This window comes from Roseateles sp. P1_C6, from assembly GCF_056406315.1.
The window spans coordinates 157,486-178,283 of sequence record NZ_JBFUAK010000005.1 but is presented as its reverse complement, the minus strand read 5'-3'; the positions used below and the strand labels follow the sequence as shown (position 1 = coordinate 178,283).

Below are 20,798 nucleotides of genomic sequence, written 5' to 3'. Positions count from 1 at the left end.
TGCACCCGAACGGTTTGTCTTCGTTCCTGTCCAAACGAATCAGAGGAGACATCGCCATGAAAACTCGGGCAACCCACGTCACCGGCGGCAGCGCCAGTGCCTGCCAGCAGCGCCATGCGGCGTTGGCGGCCTCTTTCTGGCGCGCCTTGCTGGCAGCCTGGTTCGCCGTGCTGGCGCTAGGGAGCACGGCGGCGCACGCCGACGAATACGACACGCTGCGAGAGCGCTGGGTCACGGTGCAGACCGGCGGGCCCGCCCTCGACACCTCGCAGCCCGACATCGCCGCCGCGATTGCGCGCATCACCGCCGCCGCGCAGTCCTCGTGGGACAGCCTGCACAAGGAGCCCGGCCGCACGCGGCTGTGGGACGACGTCGGCGTGACGGACAACGGCGTCGATGCCGCCGCCAACTACGCGCGCCTGCGCGGCATGGCCGTGGCCTATGCCACCGCAGGCTCCTCGCTGCAGGGCAATGCCGCGCTGGCGGCCGACATCGTCGGCGCGCTCGACTGGCTGTATGCCAACGTCTACAACCCGAGCAAGCCCGTCACCGCCTGGGCCGACCTCGAGTTCGTTGCGTCGCAGGCCTCGATGACCACGTCGCTGCTGGTCTACGCCCACCTGACGCCGACGCAGATTGCCAACTACACCGCCACGGTGGACCGCTTCGTGCCCGACTGCTCCAGCTGGATCAGCATGTACAACACGACGAATGTCGCCACAAGCGGCAACTTGCTCGACCTGTGCCTGGCCCAGACGCTGCGCGGCGTCCTTGGCAAGAACAGCGGCAAGATCGCCGCCGCGTCCTCCAAGATCAGCCCGGTGTTCCTCTACGTCACCAGCGGCAACGGCTTCTATCCGGACGGCTCCTACATCGACCACTCCACCAACGCCTACATCGCCGGCTACGGCGTGGCGGTGCTTGGCGGCCTGTCCAGCATGTTGCACCTGCTCGCGGGCACGACCTGGGCCATTACCGATCCCAATCTGGCCAACGTCTGGACCTGGACATCCAAGGCCATCGTGCCGCTGGCGTTCAACGGCGCCATGACCGACGCGGTCACGGGCCGCGGTGTCTCGCGCTGCGGCCCCGGTGGCCACGGCACGGGCCGGGCCATCGCGCAGTACCTGCTGCGTCTGGCCTACGGTGCGCCAGCCGCCCAGGCCGCCTACCTGCGCAGCGTGGCCAAGGCCTGGGCCACGCAGGACACGAGCTGGAACGGCTACACCCAGACCTGCAGCAGCCCGGCCATGGTCTTCAGCAACTACTACTCGGGCCTGGCGGCCTACGACATCGCCAACTTCATCGCGGTGGTGAACGACCCCTCGGTGGTCGCGGCAGCGCCGCTCAACGGCAACTTCAACTTCGCCAGCATGCAGCGGGTGACGCACTTCGCGCCCGGCTTCGGCATCACCCTGAGCACGTTCTCCAGGAAGATCTCCTCGTTCGAGTGCGGCAGCGCGGAGAACCTGAAGGGCTGGTACACGGGCGCCGGCATGACTTACTTCTACACGGCCGACCAGACCCAGTTCAACGACCACTTCTGGCCCACCGTCAACCCCACGCGGCTGCCCGGCGTCACCACCGACGGCTCGACCCGCGTGCCGACCTGCAACTACGAGAACTACCTGAACACCTACGACTGGGCCGGCAATTCCGCGGCCGCCGGCCTGCACGGCAGCGCCGGCATGCAGTTCACGCTCGCGCCGCTCACCGGCAGCACGCTGAACGGCAAGAAGTCGTGGTTCTTCTTCGGCGACAAGATGGTGGCGCTCGGCTCCGGCATCGCCAGCACCAGCGCCGGCACGGTGGAAACCGTGGTCGACAACCGCAAGCTGATCGCCGCCGGCAACAACATGCTGATCATCAACGGCACCGCCCAGCCGACCTCGCTGGGCTGGTCGGCCACGCTGGCTGGCGTGTCCTGGGCGCACCTCGACGGCAACGTGACGGGTTCGGGCATCGGCTACCACTTCCCCGGCACGGCCAGCGTGACTGCGTTGCGCGAAAGCCGCAGCGGCGCGTGGCGTGACATCAACGCCAACAGCGGCCCCACCACCCCCTACAGCAACAGCTTCCTGAGCCTGGCGCTGCGCCACGGCACCACGCCGAGCAACGCCAGCTACGCCTACGTGGTGCTGCCGAACCGGACCTCCGCGGCGACGTCGGCCTACGCGGCGGCGCCCACCATTCAGGTGCTGGAGAACTCGTCGGAGGCCCATGCCGCCCGCGACACCGCGCTCAAGGTCACCGGCGTCAACTTCTGGAACGACGCGGACAAGACGGTCAACGAGGGCAGCTCGCCCTACATCAGCAGCAACAGGAAGGCCTCGGTCACGACGCTGGAAGCCGCCGGCGGCGTGCTGCACGTGGGCATTGCCGACCCGACGCAGCTGAACACCGGCAGCATCGTCATCGAGATCCAGCGCGCCGCAACCGCACTGATCGCGGCCGACAGCGGCGTGACGGTGCTGCAGCTGTCGCCCACCCTCAAGCTCAGCGTCAACGTCAACGCGTCCGCCGGCAAGACCTTCAAGGCCAGCTTCCAGCTCGGCACGCTGACCCGCCGCGCCGCCACCGCCGACGCGCATGTGCGCAACGGCACGTATGCCGACACCAATTTCGGCTCCTCCGGCGTCATGGACGTGAAGAAGGAGGGCACCGGCTACGACCGCCAGACCTTCGTCAAGTTCGATCTGACCGGCATCACCGGCCCAGTGGCCAGCGCCAAGGTCCGGCTGTTCATGACCGCATCGGGGGGCGCTGCCATCACGAACGAGGCCTTCCTGGTGACTCAGGACGGCTGGTCGGAAAGCGGCATCACCTGGAACAACAAGCCGTTGACATCAAGCCTGCTGGGCAGCTGGACGTTCACTGCCAACAGCTTTGTCGACATCGACGTGACGGCACAGGTCGTTGGTGCGCTGGCGGGCGACAAGCTGGTGTCCGTGATGATCGATGCCGCGGCCAACTACGGCAGCAATGGCTGGTCGCAATACGCCTCCCGCAGCATCGCCAACGGGCCGGTGCTGCTGGTCGCCACGCCATGACGCTGTCGCGCCGCGAACTGCTGAGCCTCGGCATGCTGCCCCTGTCGACCGCCCTGCCGGCCGCGGCGGGCGTGGCGCCTCCGCGGTCGCACGGCGCGGTGCCGAGCGCACGCCACCTCCGGTGGCATGCGCTCGAGCGCTACGCCTTCGTGCACTTCGGCATCAACACCTTCAACGACCGCGAATGGGGCTATGGCGACGAGTCGCCGGCGCTGTTCGACCCCAGCGACTTCGACGCCGGCCAGATCGTCGCCAGCGCCCGCGCCGCCGGCCTGCGCGGCCTGATCCTGACCGCCAAGCACCATGACGGCTTCTGCCTGTGGCCCAGCGCGCACACCGCGCACAGCGTGCGCAGCAGCCCGTGGCGGGGCGGGCGGGGCGACGTGGTGCGCGAGATCTCGGACGCATGCCGTCGGCAAGGCCTGGCCTTCGGCGTCTACCTGTCGCCCTGGGACCGCCGCCACGCGGAATACGGCCGGCCGGCCTATGTCGATTACTTCCGCGCCCAGTTGCGCGAGCTGCTGACGAACTACGGGCCGATCTTCGAGATCTGGTTCGACGGCGCCAACGGTGGCGACGGCCACTACGGCGGCGCGCGCGAGATGCGCCGTATCGACGCGGCGAGCTACTACGACTGGCCGACCACCTGGCGCATCGTTCGCGAGCTGCAGCCCGACGCGGCGATCTGGGGCCAGCGCGGCTCGGACCTGCGCTGGGTCGGCAACGAAGAGGGGCATGCCGGCGACCCCTGCTGGGCCACGATGGACAAGGGCGCGTTCAGCATCGAGAAGAACCATGGCGGCGTGCGCGGCGGCGAGCTGTGGCGCCCGGCCGAGGTGGACGTGTCCATCCGCCCGGGTTGGTTCTGGCACGCGCACGAGGACGAGCAGGTGAAGTCGGTGGGCCGGCTGCTGCGCATCGAGTTCGAGTCGGTGGGTCGCGGCGCCGGCCTGCTGCTGAACCTCGCGCCGGACCGGCGTGGCCGCATCCCCGACCACGACGCCCAGGTGCTGCGCGAATGGGGGCAGCTGCGCGCCGCCGCCTTCGGCCGCGACCTGGCGCGCGGCGCACTTGCCAGCGCCAGCCATGTGCGGGGTGCGGCCTTTGCCGCAGGCTGCGTCAATGACGGCCGCGACCACACCTACTGGAGTTGCGACGACGACGTGCGCCAGGCCGAACTGCTGCTCAAGCCGCGCCGGCCCACCACCTTCGACGTGGTGCGGCTGCGCGAACACCTGCCGCTGGGCCAGCGCGTGACGACGTTCGCGCTGGACGTGGACGACGGCGCCGGCTGGCGCGAGATCGCGCGCCACCAGGCCATCGGCAGCCAGCGTCTCGTGCGCCTGGCCACGCCGGTGACCGCGCGCCGGGTGAGGCTGCGCATCGTGGAGGCCGAGGCCTGCCCGGCAATCAGTGAGTTCGCGCTGTTCCTTTTGCCCGAGCTGCTGGAGCCGCCGACCATCGCGCGCGATGCCGCCGGGCAGGTGTCGCTGGGCAGCGACTGGACCGGCGTGGCCATCCACTACACCGTCGACGGCAGCACGCCGCACGCGCGCTCGCCGCGCTTTGAGCTGCCGTTCGCACTGCCCGACGGCGGCACCGTCAAGGCGATCTGCCGGCGCCCCGGGCGGTCGGCGATCAGTGCCGTCGCCACGCGCAGCTTCGACGTCGCCAAGGCCGGCTGGCGCATCGCCGTGGCCAGCGCGCCGGGTGCCGAGGCGCTGCTGGACGAGAACGCGGCCAGCCTGTGGCTCTGTCCCCCTGGCGGCGAGGTCACGGTCGACCTGGGCCGAGCGCTGGCGCTGAAAGGCTTCGCGCTGCTGCCCGCCGCGCACATGCCCACCGGCAGCGGCGCGCCTGCCGCCTACGCCTGCGAGCTGAGCACGGACGGCTCGGCTTGGCGGCTCGCCGCGCAGGGCGAGTTCGCCAACATCGCCGCCAACTCGGCGCTGCAGGCCGTGCGCTTCGACGCCGCGACGGCGGCGCGCTACCTGCGGCTCACGCTGCCGCGCGCGGTGGGCGGCGAGGCGCAGATCGCCTTCGCCGAACTCGCGGTGCTGACGCGCTGATCGACCCTCTCCTCGTGCCTCTTCAGGAAAGCCATCCCATGCAACGACTCCTACATCTCGCCGCTTGCGTGTTGTGCATCGCGCTCGCCACGCCCGTGGCGACGGCCCAGCAGGCCCCCCAACCGCAGCCGGCAGCGCAGCCCAGGCTGGCCGACCCGCTGAACCGGAACGCCGACTACGGCTGGTTCCTGGACCGGCGCTTCGGCATGTTCATCCACTTCGGCCTGTACGCCAACGGCGCCCGCCACGAATGGATGAAGCACCGCGAGAAGCTCAGCAACGCGCAGTACCAGAAGTACTTCGACACCTTCAACCCCGATCTCTTCGATGCGCGCGCCTGGGCGCAGGCCGCCAAGGCGGCGGGCATGAAGTACGTGGTGCTGACCGCCAAGCACCACGAGGGCTTCGCGTTGTGGGATTCCAAGCTGACCGACTACAAGATCACCAACACGCCGTTCAAGCGCGACCTGATCCGCGAATACGTCGATGCGGCGCGGGCCGAAGGCCTCAAGGTCGGCTTCTACTACTCGCTGATCGACTGGCACCACCCCGACTACCCCATCGACGGCATGCATCCGCTGCGCGACGACGAGGCGGCCAGGAAGGGCAACGGCCAGCGTGACATCCGCAAATACCAGGCCTACCTGCACGGCCAGGTGCGCGAGCTGCTGAGCAACTACGGCAAGATCGACTACCTGTGGTTCGACTTCTCCTATCCCAAGGAGGACTGGGGCTGGGCCAAGGGCAAGGGCCGCGAGGACTGGCAGAGCGAGAAACTGGTCGAGCTGGTGCACCAGCTGCAACCCGGCATCCTGCTGAACAACCGGCTGGACATCCCCGGCGGGGTGGACACGCCCGAGCAGTACCAGCCCAAGTTCAGCGGCGTCTCTGCTGAGCTCAAGCTGGTCGAGGAATGCACCACCTTCAGCGGCTCCTGGGGCTACTACCGCGATGAGCTGACCTGGAAGTCGAACGAGCAGGTGGTGCGACTGCTGGTGGACGCGGTCAGCAAGGGCCACAACCTGCTGCTCAATGTCGGCCCGAACGCGCGTGGCGAGTTCGACGCGCGGGCTTCGGCGCGCCTGGCCGCGCTCGGCGCGTGGACCCGGCTGCACGGCCGCGCGATCTACGGCGCCGGCCCCAGCACCTATGCCGCGCCCGACGGCACGCGCTACACGCAGCGCGGCGACCGGCTCTACCTGCACCTGCAGAACTATCCGATGGGATCGATCGAGCTCGACGGCCTGGCGGGCAAGCTGCGCTACGCGCAGTTCCTGCACGACGGCTCGGAGGTGCTGTTCAAGGAGGCCGAGAAGAAGGTCGACGGCAACAACCTGACCAGCAACCTCAGCGAGGGTGCGGTCCGGCTGACGCTGCCGCAGGTGAAGCCCGACGTGGCGGTGCCGGTGGTCGAGATCTTCTTGAAGCAGCCCTGACCTGCAGGACCGAAGAACCATGCCCGTCAACACGACGCAACGCGCCTGCCTGGATGCGCAGCCAGAGACCCGCATCGCCTGGTGGCGCCAGGCCCGCTTCGGCATCCTGATCCACTGGGGGCTCTATGCCATTCCAGGTCGGGGCGAATGGGTGCAGTGGCGGGAGCAGATTCCCGTCGACGAATACGCCAAGCTGGCCGATCAGTTCGACCCCCAGGCGTTCGACGCTGACGCCTGGGCTGCCCTCTTCAAGGCGGCCGGCGCGAAGTACGCGGTGCTGACCACGCGCCACCACGACGGCTTTGCCCTGTTCGACAGCCGCGCCAGCGACTTCACGAGCACGAAGACCGCCGCCGGCCGCGACTTCGTGGCGGAGTACACGCAGGCCTTGCGCAAGGCCGGCCTGGGTGTCGGGCTCTACTACTCGCCGATGGACTGGCGCTTCCCGGGCTACTTTCTGCCAGACCTGCAACGCCCCAGTGCGGAGGCGATGCGTGAGCAGTACCACCGGCAGATGGAAGAGCTGCTGACCCACTACGGAAAGATCGACATCGTCTGGTTCGACGGCGGCCAGCACACCGGGCTCAGCTTCAAGGGGGAATGGGGCCCTGAAGCCGAGTGGCGCAAGCGCCCGGGCGGCGCCCCGTACCAGGGCGGGTTCGACTACCAGCACGAGAAGGTCCACGCCATGCTGCGCCGCCTGCAGCCTCAGGCCGTGATCAATGGGCGTGCCGACATGGTGGAGGACTTCCACACGCGCGAGGGCGTCGACCAGGTGGGTGAGTTCGACGACCAGCACCCTTGGGAGCTGTGCCTCACCATGGGCGGCCCCTGGGGCTGGACGCGCGACCAGGCCGTCATGCCCGGGCCGGAATTGATCCGCCTGCTGGTCGAAACGGCCGGGCGCGACGGGAATTTCCTGATCAACGTCGGGCCGCGGCCCGATGGCCAGATCGATCCTTCGCAGGCCGACCGCTTGCGCGAGGTCGGCGACTGGCTTGGCCGCAACGGCGAAAGCATCCACGGCACACGCGGCGGGCCGTTCCTGCCGGGTGAATTCGGCGTCTCCACGCATGCGGGCAACAAGGTCTATGTGCATGCGCTGCGTTGGCCCGGCGACACGTTGCGCCTGCCGCCCCTCGCGACGCGTGTTGCGCGCGCCAGCGTGCTGGGGGGAGGCGACCTCAGCTACGCGCAGACGGCCCAGGGCATCGAGGTCTCGGGGCCGAAGGCCGTGCGCGACGAGGTCGACACCATCGTCGTCCTGGAACTGGTGCAGGCGGTGCAAGCGCCCGCGCCCACGCGTTGACGTTCAACGGCATCACTGAAGCTCAACCCTCATTCCCATGACGAAAACGCAGATCCCAACCGCCACTGAAGCCACCGCTGCCGCCCCTTCGCGGCTGGGGCCGGCCTGGCTCGAGAACGCGGTGTTCTACGAGATCTATCCGCAGACCTTTGCCGACACCAACGCCGACGGCATCGGTGACCTCGAGGGCGTCATCGCCAGGCTGCCTTACCTGCGCGACCTCGGCATCGATGCGATTTGGCTCAACCCCTGTTTCGAATCGCCGTTCCGCGATGCCGGCTACGACATCAGCGACTTCTACAAGGTGGCGCCGCGCTACGGCAGCAACGACGACCTGCGCCGGTTGTTCGACGAGGCCGGCAGGCTCGGCATCAAGGTCATGCTGGACCTGGTGGCCGGCCACACCTCGGACCAGCATCCGTGGTTCCAGCAGTCGCAGCGCCATGCGCGCAACGCCTATTCGGACTGGTTCGTCTGGACCGACAGCGTGTGGACGCGTCCCAAGGAGCTCAACCGGCCGGTCGAGGTCGGCGCGGCCGAGCGCGACGGCAACTACCTGTTCAACTTCTTCTCCTTCCAGCCGGCGCTCAACTACGGCTTCGCCAGGCCCGACCCGGCCCAGCCCTGGCAGCAGCCGGTCGACGCGGCGGGGCCGCAGGCGACGCGCGCCGAGCTGAAGAACATCATGAAGTTCTGGTTCGACCTTGGCGCCGCGGGCTTTCGCGTCGACATGGCCGGCTCGCTGGTCAAGAACGACCCCGACGGCAGCGCCACGGCGGCGCTGTGGCAGGACTTCCGCGCGTGGATGGACCGCGAGTACCCGGACCGCGCCATGGTGTCGGAATGGTCCAAGCCTGACGTGGCGATCCCGGCCGGCTTCCACATGGACTTCCTGCTCGACTGGGGCGTCGCCGGCTACAAGCGGCTGTTCCGCCCCGACGGCGCGATGGCGCCGGTGTTCGACCGCAGCGGCAGCACCGGTTTTCGCGCCTTCCTCGACGATTTCGAGCCGCTGTACGAGGCCACACGCGGCAAGGGTTTCATCGCCATCCCCAGTGGCAACCACGATACCGTGCCGCGCCTGGGAAACGGGCGCGACGCGCGCGACCTGGCGGTGGCGCACGCCTTCCTGCTGACCATGCCGGGCGTGCCCTTCATCTACTACGGCGACGAGATCGGCATGCGCTCGCCCGCGGGGCTGCCCTCAAAGGAGGGCGGCTTCAACCGCACCGCCGCGCGCACGCCGATGCAGTGGGACGACAGCGCCAACGCCGGCTTCTCGCACGCGCCGGCCGAGCAGCTCTACCTGCCCGTCGACACGGCCGCCGACCGCCCCACGGTGGCGGGCCAGCGTGGCCAGGCGGGTGCGCCGCTGGAGACCGTGCGCAGCCTGATTGCCTTGCGCCGTGCCCATGCCGCGCTCGGTGCCAGCGGCGACTACCGCACGCTGGCGGCAGAACCCGGCCAGCCGCTGGTGTTCGAACGCCGCAAAGGCGGCGAGCGCATCCTGGTGGCGATCAACCCTGGCGGCGAGGCGGCCGAGGCGCGCCTGCCGGGTTCGCTCGCACTGGGTGGTGCGCGGCGCCTGGCCGGCAGCGACGGCGCCCTCGTCGGCGACGGTGACGGTGACGATGACGGTTGGCGCGTGCGACTGCCTGCGGTCAGCTACGTCGTGCTGCTCGCGGCGAGCTGAGCCTCAACCCCTTCCTGCCCCACACCAAAGCTGACCCTGCCTGCCATGTCCTCCTTCTCCGTCGTCGGCAACGACTTCCATCTCGACGGCAAGCCCTGGCCGCTGCTGTCCGGCGCTCTGCACTACTTCCGCGTCCACCCCGCACAGTGGGAGGACCGGCTGCTCAAGCTGCGCGCGATGGGGCTGAACACCGTCGAGACCTATGTCGCGTGGAACTTGCACGAGCCCGAGCCCGGCCGCTTCGACTTCGACGGCGGGCTGGACCTGGTGGCTTTCCTGCAGCTGGCGCAGCGCCTGGGCCTGCGCGCCATCGTTAGGCCCGGCCCCTATATCTGCGCCGAGTGGGAGTTCGGCGGGCTGCCGGCCTGGTTGCTGGCCGACCCGGACATGGTGCTGCGCAGCAGCTACGGCCCGTATCTCGACGCGGTCGAATGCTTCTTCGCGGCCTTGCTGCCGCGGCTGGTGCCGCTGCTGGTGGGGCAGGGCGGCCCGGTGCTGGCCGTGCAGGTCGAGAACGAGTACGGCAGCTACGGCAGCGACCCGGCCTATCTGCAATGGCTGCACGACACGCTGCGCGCGCACGGCATCGGCACGCTGCTGTTCACGTCCGACGGTCCGACCGACGCGATGCTGACCCATGGCACGGTGCCCGGCGTGCTGAAGACCGGCAACTTCGGGGCCCGCGTGGAGGCGCAACTCGCCAAGCTGCGCGAGCATGAGACGCACGGGCCGCTGGTGTGCATGGAGTTCTGGAACGGCTGGTTCGACCACTGGGGCGAGCCCCACCACACGCGCGACGCGCTGGATGCGGCGAACTGCCTGCAGCAGATCCTGGACCACGGCGCCGGCGTCAACGTCTTCATGTTCCACGGCGGCACGAGCTTCGGCTACATGAACGGCGCCAACACCGACCCCAAGACGCATGCCTACCAGCCCACCGTCAACAGCTACGACTACGACGCGCCGCTGGCCGAGGACGGCAGCGTGACACCCAAGTTCCTGGCGATGCGCGAGGTGCTGCAGGCCCGCCACGGCGCGCCGCTGCCGGCGTTGCCGGAGCCGGCGCCGCGGCTGGGCGAGCAGCGCGTGGCGCTGGCGCCCGGTTGCAGCCTGTGGTCGCTGGTGGAGGTGCTGGCGCCCGCTGCCACCGGGGCTGGCCTGCGCTCGATGGAGCAGCTCGGGCAGGCCTATGGCTACCTGCTCTACCGCACGACGCTGCGCCACCCCAGGGGCCGCGTGACGCTCAGCGTGCAGCAGGTGCACGACCGCGTGCAGGTGTTCGTCGACGGACGGCCGCAGGGCGTGCTGGAGCGCGACGGGCCGGGCACGCTGGAGATCGACTGGCCGGCCGGCGAGGCGCGGTTGGACCTGCTCGTGGAGAACCTGGGCCGCGTCAACTACGGGCCTTGCCTGCACGACCGCAAGGGCTTGTTCGGCTGGGTGCGCCTCGGGCTGCAGGTGCTGCAGCGCTGGCAGCATTTCTGCCTGCCGCTGGCCGCGCCGCCGCAGGACGTGGCCCGCCACGATCCGCGCGTCGACGCCGCGCCGCGCTTCCACCACGCCCGCTTCTCGCTGGAGCGTCCCGCCGACGGCTTTCTCGCGCTGGAGGGCGCCTGCAAGGGCCAGGTCTGGGTCAATGGCTTCCACCTCGGCCGGCATTGGCAGCGCGGCCCGCAGCGGGCGCTCTATCTGCCTTGGCCGCTGCTGCGCGCCGGCGACAACGAGCTGGTCGTGCTGGAGCAGGAAGCGCCCGCCGGCCAGGCGCTGCACGCCCTCATCACGCCGCAGCGCCCGCACGATGCGAGCGCCGACGTCGACATGGCGCCGCTGCTGGCCTCGCTGTTCTAGCGGCCGCGCTACAGCACCAGGCTTCGCACGTAGCGCAAGCTGGCCTCGATGCTGGCCATGGGTGCCGCCGGCTGGTCATGCTCGACGAAGAAGTGCCGGATGCCGCGGCTTGCCGGGTCCGCCAGCAGCCGCGGGAAGTCGACCGCGCCGGGGCCGACCTCGGTCATCAAGGCGAGGGCCTCGTCCATGTTCAGGCTGAGGACGTTCCCGCCTTCCAGCCGCGGCAAGGCCTTGAGCTGCTTGAGGTGGACCAGCGGGAAGCGCCCCGGGTGGTCGCGCAGCAGCTTCAGCGGGTCCTGGCGGGCAGCCACGGCCCAGCACAGGTCCAACTCCATCTGCACCAGGCCTGCATCGCAGTCGGCGAGCAGGATGTCGTAGGGCCGCTGCCCCTGGAGCGTGGCGAACTCGAAATGGTGGTTGTGATAGCAGAACTGCAGGCCGGCCTGGCGGCACAGCGCGCCGGCCCGGTTGAAGTCCTGAGCCCGGCGCTTCCAGCCGTCGAGGTCGCGCCACTGCGCCGGCGCCACCCACGGAAAGACCAGGAAGCGGTGGCCGATGGCGCTGGCCGCCGCGATGACCCGCTCCGCCTCTCGCCCGAACAGCCTGTCGTCGACGTGCGCCGACGGCGCGCTCAGCCCCAGCTCATTAAGCCAGGACCGGATCGTTTGCGGTGACTGGTCGAAGTAGCCGGCGAACTCCACCTCGCGGTAGCCCAGCGCGGCGATGCGGGCAAGCGTGCCGCGGAAATCCTGCTTGAGTTCTTCGCGGACGGTGTAGAGCTGCAGCCCCGCAAGGGCGATGCGCGGGCTGGCGCCTGCCCGAGCCCAGCCGTGGCCCAGGCCCGCGGCGAGCAGGCCCTTCAAGGTGTCGCGTCTGTCCATGCGGTCTCCTCACCGGCGCAGCAGCGTCAGCCCGATCAGGCGTGACACCACCGCGGCCAAGTACATCACGCCGACAAACATCTCCAGGCTGGCCAGCGCGCGTGCCAGCGGGCGCAGCGGGATGACGTCACCGATGCCGGTGCTGGACAGCAGCGCGAAGCTCAGGAACATCAGCTCCGACCAGCTGCGCGGCTGCTCGGCATTGACGGCCGCCGCGAAGCTGCCCGGTTGCACGTACTGCAGCGCCACGAAGCTGTAGGCAAAGCCCCAGGCCAGCAGCGTGAAGGTGGCGCCCGCGGCGAACAACTCGTCGGTCGTCGCGTGCATGTCGCTCATCATGTAGGCGACCAGGCTGCCCGCGGCGTAGAAATAGAACAGCGCCTCCAGCGCCGCCGACCAGGGCTGCAGCCAGTGCATGTCCAGCACGGCCTGCAAGACCAGCAGCACGATCGCCGGCAGCGCCAGGCAGACGCTCAGCCACGTCAGGCCCGGCGTGCGGCGCACCATGCCGGTCGTGAACACCAGCACGGTGATGCCGAAGGCGCTCAACGCCACCGGCCCGGCCCGCGTCGATTCGAGCAGCGGATAAAGCAGCAGGCCGACCAGCTGCACGATCAGCAGGATGGCTGACGGATGGCGCCGCGTGACGGCGAGAAGTTCGTGGTGGCGGGCTGGCATCACGCCATTAGAGCGCCGGTCCGTGGCTTGCAAGCGCTTGCGCCATCGCGAGGCATGGCTCCCAAAACCGGCGCACGATGGGCCCGTTTGGGCCCAGCCCTGGGGCAGATCACCGTGCGATGACAGCGTTTGAACCTGGCATGGGGTTTGCACTAGGGATAGCGCCGAGGCGACTGGCCTCGGGGAACCTAAGGAGTACCTCACCATGAAGACCTGGACAAATCTGCGACCCCTCACCCTGACGGCCGCTCTGCTCGCCACCATGACGCTCACCGCGCCCGCGAGTGCCCAGGAACCCACCGTGCCCGCTGCTGCCGACCGCGCGATGCTGCGCGAGGCCAGCGGTGAATACCTGCTGGATGACGGCCGCACGCTGAAGGTCCATGTCGGCGCGCGTCGCCTGGGCATCAGCCTGGACGAGAGCCCGCTGGAGACCTGGCGCGCCGAGAACAACGAGCTGCTCGTCAGCCCCGACGGCCTGCGCCGCCTGCGCCTGATCCGCAACATCGACGGTTCCGTCGACCGCGTGGCGCTGGAGATCGACCGCGTGCGGTGACCCGCCGCGGCAAGCGAAGCCGGCGCATGCTCGCGGCGTGCGTCGGCTGACTTCAAGGCGCTGCGCCCACCCGGCGGTGCGCATGCGTCCAAGCAACCGAGATCTGCTGGACTGGCGGCGCTCAATTTTCTTTACGAGCCTGCGCGAAACCGCGCGCTTAGACTTTTCCCCTCACAGGGGAGTCTTTGCATGCTCAACAAAAACCACACGGCAGGCAGCGCCGCCGCGCTGCTGTTCGCCTCCCTCGCATGGCCTGCCTGCGTGCAGGCGCTCGACCTGTCCAAGCCCGTGCCGCGGGTCGAGACGCGCAAGCCCGTGCCCTTCCAGGACACGCGGCCGCACCGCATCCAGTTCGCGCGCTGGGTCAGCGCCATTCCGGCGGGCACCGTCATCGGCCTGCACGACAAGAGCACCTTTGTCTGCGGCGATGGCAAGCCCATGCATTACGGGCCGAACAACGACGCCGTCTTCCGACAGCGCGTGCAGCGCGGCTTCGAGGATGTGGCGACGGAGTACCAGTTCACCCGCAAGCCGGGGCAGGATTCGGTGTTCGAGGCCGACCCGAGCAATGCCGTGGACTTTCGCCTGGGCGTGACCATGCTGGCGCTGGACTACCGCGTCTGCGAGCGCGCCGGCACCAAGGGTGCCGCATGGGGGCGCTTCAAGTGGGAGCTGTTCTCGCTGCGCGAACAGCGTGTCGTCTACAGCGCCGAGATCGAAGGCAGCGCGCAGAGTGACGAGTTCCTGCCGTCGGGTGATTTCTCACGGCTGTTCGGCCGCAACGTGGCGTCCAACCTGCTGGCCGACCCGGCGTTCGCCGATGCGCTGCGCGGCAATGCCAGGCCGACGCCGGCGGCGATACCCGCGGCGCTGCAGATCGCCACCGGCCCCACCGTGCCGGGCCCGGTCGCCAAGTCGGGCGAGGCGCTGCTGCAGGCGGTCGTCACCGTGGAGAGCGGCATCGGCAGCGGCTCGGGCTTCTTCATCGGCCGCGAGGGCTATCTGCTGACCAACCTGCACGTCGTGGCGGACGCCAAGTTCGTGCGCCTGAAACTCGCCAATGGCCGCGCCCTGGTGGGCGAGGTGCTGCGGGTAGACCGCACCCGTGACGTCGCACTGCTGCGCACCGATCCCGTTGCCACGCCGGTGCTGGCGGTGCGCCAGGGCGACCCGCAGATCGGCGAGGACGTCTACGCCATCGGCTCGCCTTATGGGGCGGTGCTCAGCGGCTCCGTGACACGCGGTGTGCTGAGCGCACGCCGCGTGCTGGAGAGCCAACCCTTCCTGCAGAGCGACGTGGCCGTCAACCCAGGCAACAGCGGTGGCCCGCTGGTGGACATGAACGGCCAGGTCGTCGGCATCGCGCAGCTGGGCCGCAGCGGCGTGAATCTGTTCATCCCCATCGGCGAGGCGCTGCAGCGCCTGGGCCTGCAGATGCAGGCCGACGGCGGCTGAGGGCCTGGCGCGCGCGGCATCAACTGCGGCGCATGCTGAGGCTCCTTCATGAGGGCCCGCATGCCGGGGCTGGATCGTGTTGTTCCTGCCGTCCCCGTGAACGCGGGGGATGGCCGTGCCGTTTCGCTAACGCTTGCCTAATGGTGACGCGCGAATCTGCCGGCGAGCGCTGCATGCAGCAGCCCGCCACCAGGAGACTTCGCGATGACGCCTTCCCAGTTCCTGCTCGCCCTGGCCGCAGCCGCCGCGCTGGCCCCGCCGGCGCACGCCTTCAGCGAGAACTTCGAGGGCATCACGCCCAGCAATGCCGCGGCGTCCAGTGGCGTCATCGCCGGCAGCGGCTTCGAGGTCGTCACCGGCTACGTCTGGGCCATCGGCGTCGACGCGACGCCCGAGCGCGGCAAGGCGCTGGACCTGGGGTCGGGCTGGTATGCCTTGAACTACGACAACGCGGCCAATGTCGGCTCGTCCACGGTGCGCTCCGTGCAGAGCTTCGACCTGCTCGCCGGCCAGCAGTACACGCTGAGCTTCGACTACTCGCGCCAGGGCTTCAGCGCCGGCAACGGGCCGTTCGACAGCCGCATCACGGCCGCCGTGGGCAGCCATTCGGTGAGCTATGCCGACGTCGTCGGCTTCTACTACGGCATGGACTGGAAGCCGGGCAGCCTGACCTGGACGCAGGCCGGGACCGAGCTGGGCGTGCACCTGACGTTCACGGCCGCCGGCCCGGGCGGCTACTCGGGCATGAACATCGACAACATCCAGTTCGGCGCGACGGCCGTGCCCGAGCCGGCCACCTGGGGCCTGCTGCTGGCCGGGCTGGGGCTGCTGATGCTGCGGCGCCGGTCCGGCCGTTGACGGTCAGGCGGCGGTGATCGTCACGGTCACGTTGCCGGTCGTCGTGCGGCCCTGGTTGTCCTTCAGCGTGATGACCAGCGTGGTCTTGCCCGCCACCGGCTTGGCCCAGCTGACGGCGATGCCGCCGCTGGTGGACGCGAAGCCCATGCCGCTGGGCGCGCCGCTGATCGTGATGGACAGCGAGCTTGCACCCGGCGCCGCGTAGCCGATGGTGCCGGTGAAGCCCTTGCCGGCGGTGCCGGTCAGGCTGGTGGTCGTCAGCGTGGGGCCGGTCGCCACGGGCGTGGTCGGGTTGCTGGCCACGGTGGCGCCGCTCAGGCTGCTCCACAGCGCGCCGACATTGGGCGTGCCCCAGCCGGTCGGCGTGTCGTAGCCGGCCTTGGCGGTGCAGGTCGTGCAGCTGCCGTTGCTGCCGCTGGCGACGTCCTTGAAGGCAGCGGCGTACTGCGTCGGCACGGCGCCGATCTGCTGGTACAGCGCCGCATGCGGCTGGCCCAGCGCCACCTTGCCGGCGGCGGCGCGCAGCGCGTTCGTCACGGCGATGAGGCCGGCCCATTGCGGCGTGGCCAGGCTGGTGCCGCCAGCGCTGACCCAGCGCACGGTCGTCGTGCCCGGCGACAGCAGCGCCACGTACTGGCCGGAGTTGGGGTCGGCGTTGAAGGCCACGTCGGCGACCGCGCGGCGCGCATAGCCGCCGATGGTGCCGCTCTGGTAGCTGGGCAGCGCGACGTAGGCGCTGGTGCCGCCGCCGGTGCCCGTCCATGTCGTTTCGCCGCGCGCGCCGCTGCCGCTGTAGGTCAGCGTCGTGCCGCCCACGCCCAGCACGCGGCTGGACGCTGACGGCCAGGACACGGCCGCGCCGTTGTCGCCGGTGGCGGCGACATAGCTCATGCCGGTGGCCCCGAAGGCCGCGTCATAGCTGCTCGTCCAGCTGCCCTCGGCGGCACCGAAGCTCATGGACACGACGCCCGCGCCCATCTTGTTGGCCAGGGCCACGGCGTTGGACAGGCTGGCCACGCCGGCATCGGGCGCCTCGATCAGCACCAGGCGGGCCAGCGGTGCGGTGGCATGCGCCCACTGCACGTCCAGCGCGATCTCGGTGGCCCAGCCGCTGTCATAGGCCGGCGCGGTGGACGACAGGTTGGCGCCGGCGCTGTAGGCGATGACCAGTTCGCAGCCGGTGGCGGACGCGGCGGCCAGCGGCAGCGTGGTGCTGGCCGTCAGCGTGCGCGACGTGCAGGTGGGCAGGCCGAACTTGGCGTTGAACGCGGCCAGCTCGGCGGCGATGTTGGGGTCGTGCTTGGCGTTGATGATGTAGATGGTCTGACCGGCACCGAGCTGCGCGGCCTGCGCGGTGGTGAGCCCTACAGTGCTGGCGGGCAGCACGGGCAGCGCGTAGGCGGCGCGGATCTGTGCCGGCGTGTAGGTGGTCACCGTGGTCGTCGTGGCCATGGGCGCGGCCTCGCCGCCAGCGGCCATCGCGCGCGGGCGCAAGGCGTCGTCCAGGCCGGTCAGCGTCAGGCGCTGGGTCGACACGCCGGCCGGCGCCTGGGCGCGGTGCGGTGCGGCGCCGTTGTCGGGCTCTTCAAGGGCGACGGCGGCCGTGTGGAAATGAGGTTGAGCCTCGATGCCGGCTGCCGGATCTTCATCCTCAAGCTGCACGCTGAGCGAGACGTTGCTGGGCGCTTCGCTGGCCTGGACGGTGGCGCTGTCGGTGCCACCACCCCCGCCGCCACAGGCGGTCAGCGCCGCGGTGGCGAGCAGGCTGAGGGTCCAGGAGAGGCGGGTACTGCGCATGGCCGATGTCTTGCGATGAAGAGGGCCACGCTGGACAGGACTTGCATCCTGGCGGCCCCGCTGCCGTGGCGTCTGCAGGTGCAGGCGCGGTAGGCCGGTGGCTTTGCGTCCCCGCCTTTCGACGGGATTGCCCTCTGGGTTGGTGAAGCGGCTTCAGTCTAGTTCGCAGGCCTCATTTATGACTGTGAACTCTGCCGCGCTCCACCGTTTCCTGACATTCATTCACACCGGCGCGATCTCCACGGCCACGCCGCTCAGCACCGCGTTGCCGCTCAGCGGGTCGCGCGCCGCGTCGTCCAGCAGCGCGTTCATGTTGACGCCGGGCCGCTCGCGCGCGACGGCCAGCTGCACGCCGTCCAGGTCGTGGCCCCAGCCATGCGGCAGGCTGACGACGCCCGGGCTCATGTCGGCGCTGCGCTCCACGCGGGCGATCAACTCGCCGACGGCGCTCTTGACCTTGGCGAACTCGGCCAGGCCCAGCCGGTCCGCGTCGCCCGGGTTGACCAGCAGCGTGCAGCGGTCCGGCCCCTTGGCCAGCACGGGCAGGTTGTGCATCCAGCTGTTGCCCGAGCGCGTGTCGCGGCGGCCGATGAGGCTGAAGGCCGGTGCGTCCTCGGCCTTGACGGCGGCCAGGTCGGCCAGGATGGATGGCGGCGCCAGCTCGATCTTGCCGCTGGGCGTGCGCAGCACCTCGGGGATGCGCGGCGTCAGCGCGCCCAGGTCCACGCCGCCGCCGGCGACGGTGCTGGCGGCCTTCACCTTGGCGAGGTTGATGCCATCGGGCTTGCGGCCGAACTGGTCGCCGTAGGGGCCCACGCGCAGTTGCAGGTCGATGAGGCGCTCGGGGCCGCGCCAGGGCTCGAGCGCGGCCAGCACGGCCGGCGTCTGGTCACCGGCAAAGCGCTTCACGTCGGAGGCGATCGCCTCGTCATCGAGCTGGGCCACGTCCACGTCCAGCCCGCGGCCTTCCAGCAGCGCGCACAGGCGCAGGATGGTCTGCCACTCCTGCGGCGTGCCGGCCGCGGCGTCGAACACCGGGCCCGAGAAGCGCGCGTGGTTGCGGTGGCTGAGCTGCGGGAAGGCGACGTCGAAATGCAGGTCCTCCAGCGGCGACAGGCCCGGCAGGATGACGTCGGCATGGCGGCTGGTCTCGTTGACGTAAATGTCCAGACTGAGCATGAAGTCCAGGCCTTGCAGCGCCTTGGCGATGCGCGGACCGCCTGGCGCGGACAGCACCGGATTGCTGGCGATGCTGATCAGCGCCTTGATCTGGCCCTCGCCGGCGGTCTCCATCTCCTCGGCCATCACGGTGATGGGCAGTTCGCCGAAGACCTCCGGCGCGCCGGATACGCGGCTGTGGCGTCGGCCGGTCGTGATGCCCTTGCCGCTGCCGGGCTTGCCCTGGGTGTTGGGCGCGAACGCGGCGGCCTTGGCGAACATCGCGCCGCCTTCGCGGTCGAGGTTGCCGGTCAGCGCGTTGATGAGGTCGACGAGCCAGGAGTTCACAGTGCCGAAGCGCGTCGTGCAGGTGCCGATGCGGCCGTAGACGGCGGCGCGGGGTGCGGCCGCCAGCTCGCGGGCGATGCGACGCTGGGTCTCGGCCGGGATGCCGCAGCCGGCGGCCGTGACCTCGGGCGGGAAGGGCAGCACGGCGGCGCGCGCCTCGTCCAGGCCGTTGACGTGTTCCGCCAGCCGACCGAGCTTGACCAGGCCTTCGTCGAACAGCGTGTGCGCGATGCCGGCCAGCAGCAGCGCATCGCCGCCGGGGCGGATGGGCAGGTGCTCGTCGGCCGCCGCGGCGGTCTCGCTGCGGCGCGGGTCGACGACGACGATGCGCCCGCCGCGGGCCCGCATGGCCTTGGCCTTGCCGCGGTAGTCGGGCACTGTCCACAGGCTGCCGTTGCTGATCATCGGGTTGCCGCCCAGGATCAGCAGGTAGTCGCAGCGCTCGATGTCGGGCAGCGGGATGGACAGCCAATGTCCGAACATCAGCCCGGCGCTGAGCTGCTTGGGCATCTGGTCCAGCGTCGACGCGCTGAAGGCGTTGCGCGTGCCCAGGGCGCGCACCAGGCGCGGCGTGTAGGCCAGCAGGCTCACCTTGTGCGCGGCCGGGTTGCCGATGGTCAGCGCCACCGAGTCCGGCCCATGCGCGCGCCAGATCGGCAGCAGGCGCTTCTCGATCTCGGCAAAGGCCTCATCCCAGCTGGCCTCGACGAACTGGCCATCGCGCTTGATCAGCGGCGTGCGTAGCCGGTCGGGGTCTTCATGCAAGTCCTTCAGCGACACGCCCTTGGGGCACAGGTAGCCATGGCTGAAGACATCGTTGTCGGCGCCGCGGATGCTGATGACCTTGGCGCCCTCGGTCTTCACCTCCAGGCCGCAGCAGGCCTCGCACAGCGGGCAGATGCGGTAGTGGCTTTCGGTCATGGCTGTCTCCTTGAATGCAGCCATTCTGCGGCGCTGGAACAGGGGACAGCGTCAAGCCGGCGACAGCCTGTTACCGAGGCATTGCCCCAATGCTGCGGTCAAAACCCGTGGGCATACTCGGCGCCGCTTTTTCTCTTGCAAGGTGGGTTCATGGCTGTCATCCACGGGCGCGACGCCCTCTCCGACACGACGCTGGAGCGCCTGTTCCAGTACATCGAGGCCCGCCGCAAGGACGCGGTCTGGAACACCAACCTCAACCTCTGGGACGCCGGCATCGTGCACCAGAGCGCGCCGGTGCTGGTGCATCCCATCGAGCAGGCGTTCTCCAACGACCTGCTCGCCGAACTGCACGAGCGCGGCAAGCTGCCTTACCGGCACGAGGGCATCACGGTGATGTTCTACGCCTGGCCGGCCGGCAGCTACATCCCCTGGCACAGCGACTTCGTCGAGAAGTACTCGATGACCGTCTACCTGAACCAGACCTGGAACCCCGACCACGGCGGCGCCTTCTGCTGGCAGGACTGGGGCCTGGGCATAGAGCGCCACGACTGGTCGGCGCCCCCGGTGAAGTGCCAGATGATCCGGCCGCAGTTCAATGCCTATGCGCTGATGACCGACACCGAATGGCACAGCGTGACGATGACCACGCCCAACGCGCCGGCGCGGCTGACGCTGCAGCTGTTCCTGCCGCGGCCCAAGCCGGAGATCAAGCCGGCGCCGATGCCGGGCATGTGACGCTCG

Annotated in this window: 14 protein-coding genes and 1 riboswitch; of the genes, 10 read left to right on the top strand and 4 right to left on the bottom strand. The window is 69.8% G+C overall.

The genetic code is table 11. The annotated features are described in order from the left end of the window. The first annotated feature begins 56 nt into the window (after positions 1-56). From AC1D29_RS12175 to AC1D29_RS12150, 6 genes are read left to right on the top strand one after another with little or no spacing between them, the layout of a single operon-like run. Positions 57-3,050: a polysaccharide lyase family 8 super-sandwich domain-containing protein gene (locus AC1D29_RS12175; protein WP_477897584.1), complete on the top strand. Its 2,994-nt coding sequence runs from the start codon at positions 57-59 to the stop codon at positions 3,048-3,050. Beyond that, positions 3,047-5,119: an alpha-L-fucosidase gene (locus AC1D29_RS12170; protein WP_477897582.1), complete on the top strand. Its 2,073-nt coding sequence runs from the start codon at positions 3,047-3,049 to the stop codon at positions 5,117-5,119. Before AC1D29_RS12175 ends, AC1D29_RS12170 begins: the two co-directional genes overlap by 4 nt. 38 nt (positions 5,120-5,157) lie before the next feature. After that, entirely contained in the window at positions 5,158-6,555 is a 1,398-nt protein-coding gene (locus AC1D29_RS12165) for an alpha-L-fucosidase (RefSeq protein WP_477897580.1), read from the top strand. Positions 6,556-6,574: 19 nt separating this feature from the next. Beyond that, positions 6,575-7,864: an alpha-L-fucosidase gene (locus tag AC1D29_RS12160; RefSeq protein WP_477897579.1), complete on the top strand. Its 1,290-nt coding sequence runs from the start codon at positions 6,575-6,577 to the stop codon at positions 7,862-7,864. A gap of 37 nt (positions 7,865-7,901) precedes the next feature. Beyond that, a complete protein-coding gene (locus tag AC1D29_RS12155; RefSeq protein WP_477897577.1) occupies positions 7,902-9,557 on the top strand; it encodes an alpha-amylase family glycosyl hydrolase in 1,656 nt (551 codons plus the stop codon). 45 nt (positions 9,558-9,602) lie between these two features. Continuing rightward, positions 9,603-11,405 (top strand): glycoside hydrolase family 35 protein, encoded by a 1,803-nt coding sequence (locus AC1D29_RS12150; protein WP_477897575.1) that lies wholly within the window; start codon positions 9,603-9,605, stop codon positions 11,403-11,405. Between the two features lie 8 nt (positions 11,406-11,413). On the opposite strand, the gene AC1D29_RS12145 is transcribed toward AC1D29_RS12150, so the two are convergent. Next, positions 11,414-12,286, bottom strand: a complete 873-nt coding sequence (locus AC1D29_RS12145; protein ID WP_477897573.1) for a sugar phosphate isomerase/epimerase family protein — start codon at positions 12,284-12,286, stop codon at positions 11,414-11,416. Between the two features lie 9 nt (positions 12,287-12,295). Beyond that, positions 12,296-12,964: an ion channel gene (locus AC1D29_RS12140; RefSeq protein WP_477897571.1), complete on the bottom strand. Its 669-nt coding sequence runs from the start codon at positions 12,962-12,964 to the stop codon at positions 12,296-12,298. A gap of 205 nt (positions 12,965-13,169) precedes the next feature. Here AC1D29_RS12140 and AC1D29_RS12135 point away from each other — a divergent pair, with 205 nt between their 5' ends. The 3 genes from AC1D29_RS12135 to AC1D29_RS12125 all read left to right on the top strand — a co-directional run bounded on the left by AC1D29_RS12135 (position 13,170) and on the right by AC1D29_RS12125 (position 15,833). Further along, positions 13,170-13,520, top strand: a complete 351-nt coding sequence (locus AC1D29_RS12135; protein ID WP_477897569.1) for a hypothetical protein — start codon at positions 13,170-13,172, stop codon at positions 13,518-13,520. A gap of 189 nt (positions 13,521-13,709) precedes the next feature. After that, positions 13,710-14,975, top strand: coding sequence for a S1C family serine protease (locus AC1D29_RS12130; protein WP_477897567.1), 1,266 nt, complete (start codon positions 13,710-13,712; stop codon positions 14,973-14,975). A gap of 204 nt (positions 14,976-15,179) precedes the next feature. After that, positions 15,180-15,833 carry a PEP-CTERM sorting domain-containing protein gene (locus tag AC1D29_RS12125; protein ID WP_477897565.1) on the top strand — a complete coding sequence of 218 codons (654 nt, stop codon included), beginning with the start codon at positions 15,180-15,182 and terminating at the stop codon, positions 15,831-15,833. Positions 15,834-15,836: 3 nt separating this feature from the next. On the opposite strand, the gene AC1D29_RS12120 is transcribed toward AC1D29_RS12125, so the two are convergent. Both AC1D29_RS12120 and AC1D29_RS12115 read right to left on the bottom strand, forming a co-directional pair. After that, positions 15,837-17,630 (bottom strand): S53 family peptidase, encoded by a 1,794-nt coding sequence (locus AC1D29_RS12120; RefSeq protein WP_477897563.1) that lies wholly within the window; start codon positions 17,628-17,630, stop codon positions 15,837-15,839. Between the two features lie 47 nt (positions 17,631-17,677). Next, positions 17,678-17,772, bottom strand: a riboswitch (cyclic di-GMP riboswitch). 80 nt (positions 17,773-17,852) lie between these two features. Continuing rightward, entirely contained in the window at positions 17,853-20,057 is a 2,205-nt protein-coding gene (locus tag AC1D29_RS12115; protein ID WP_477897561.1) for a molybdopterin-dependent oxidoreductase, read from the bottom strand. 150 nt (positions 20,058-20,207) lie between these two features. Here AC1D29_RS12115 and AC1D29_RS12110 point away from each other — a divergent pair, with 150 nt between their 5' ends. Then, the gene (locus tag AC1D29_RS12110; protein WP_477897559.1) at positions 20,208-20,792 is read left to right on the top strand and encodes a 2OG-Fe(II) oxygenase; all 585 of its coding nucleotides are present in this window, start codon (positions 20,208-20,210) and stop codon (positions 20,790-20,792) included. Positions 20,793-20,798 lie beyond the last annotated feature (6 nt).

Excerpts from the sequence above, each read along its gene's own strand:
- AC1D29_RS12175 (WP_477897584.1), top strand. The coding sequence starts at position 57 with ATGAAAACTCGGGCAACCCACGTCACCGGCGGCAGCGCCAGTGCCTGC.
- AC1D29_RS12170 (WP_477897582.1), top strand. The coding sequence starts at position 3,047 with ATGACGCTGTCGCGCCGCGAACTGCTGAGCCTCGGCATGCTGCCCCTG.
- AC1D29_RS12165 (WP_477897580.1), top strand. The coding sequence starts at position 5,158 with ATGCAACGACTCCTACATCTCGCCGCTTGCGTGTTGTGCATCGCGCTC.
- AC1D29_RS12160 (WP_477897579.1), top strand. The coding sequence starts at position 6,575 with ATGCCCGTCAACACGACGCAACGCGCCTGCCTGGATGCGCAGCCAGAG.
- AC1D29_RS12155 (WP_477897577.1), top strand. The coding sequence starts at position 7,902 with ATGACGAAAACGCAGATCCCAACCGCCACTGAAGCCACCGCTGCCGCC.
- AC1D29_RS12150 (WP_477897575.1), top strand. The coding sequence starts at position 9,603 with ATGTCCTCCTTCTCCGTCGTCGGCAACGACTTCCATCTCGACGGCAAG.
- AC1D29_RS12145 (WP_477897573.1), bottom strand. The coding sequence starts at position 12,286 with ATGGACAGACGCGACACCTTGAAGGGCCTGCTCGCCGCGGGCCTGGGC.
- AC1D29_RS12140 (WP_477897571.1), bottom strand. The coding sequence starts at position 12,964 with ATGCCAGCCCGCCACCACGAACTTCTCGCCGTCACGCGGCGCCATCCG.
- AC1D29_RS12135 (WP_477897569.1), top strand. The coding sequence starts at position 13,170 with ATGAAGACCTGGACAAATCTGCGACCCCTCACCCTGACGGCCGCTCTG.
- AC1D29_RS12130 (WP_477897567.1), top strand. The coding sequence starts at position 13,710 with ATGCTCAACAAAAACCACACGGCAGGCAGCGCCGCCGCGCTGCTGTTC.
- AC1D29_RS12125 (WP_477897565.1), top strand. The coding sequence starts at position 15,180 with ATGACGCCTTCCCAGTTCCTGCTCGCCCTGGCCGCAGCCGCCGCGCTG.
- AC1D29_RS12120 (WP_477897563.1), bottom strand. The coding sequence starts at position 17,630 with ATGCGCAGTACCCGCCTCTCCTGGACCCTCAGCCTGCTCGCCACCGCG.
- AC1D29_RS12115 (WP_477897561.1), bottom strand. The coding sequence starts at position 20,057 with ATGACCGAAAGCCACTACCGCATCTGCCCGCTGTGCGAGGCCTGCTGC.
- AC1D29_RS12110 (WP_477897559.1), top strand. The coding sequence starts at position 20,208 with ATGGCTGTCATCCACGGGCGCGACGCCCTCTCCGACACGACGCTGGAG.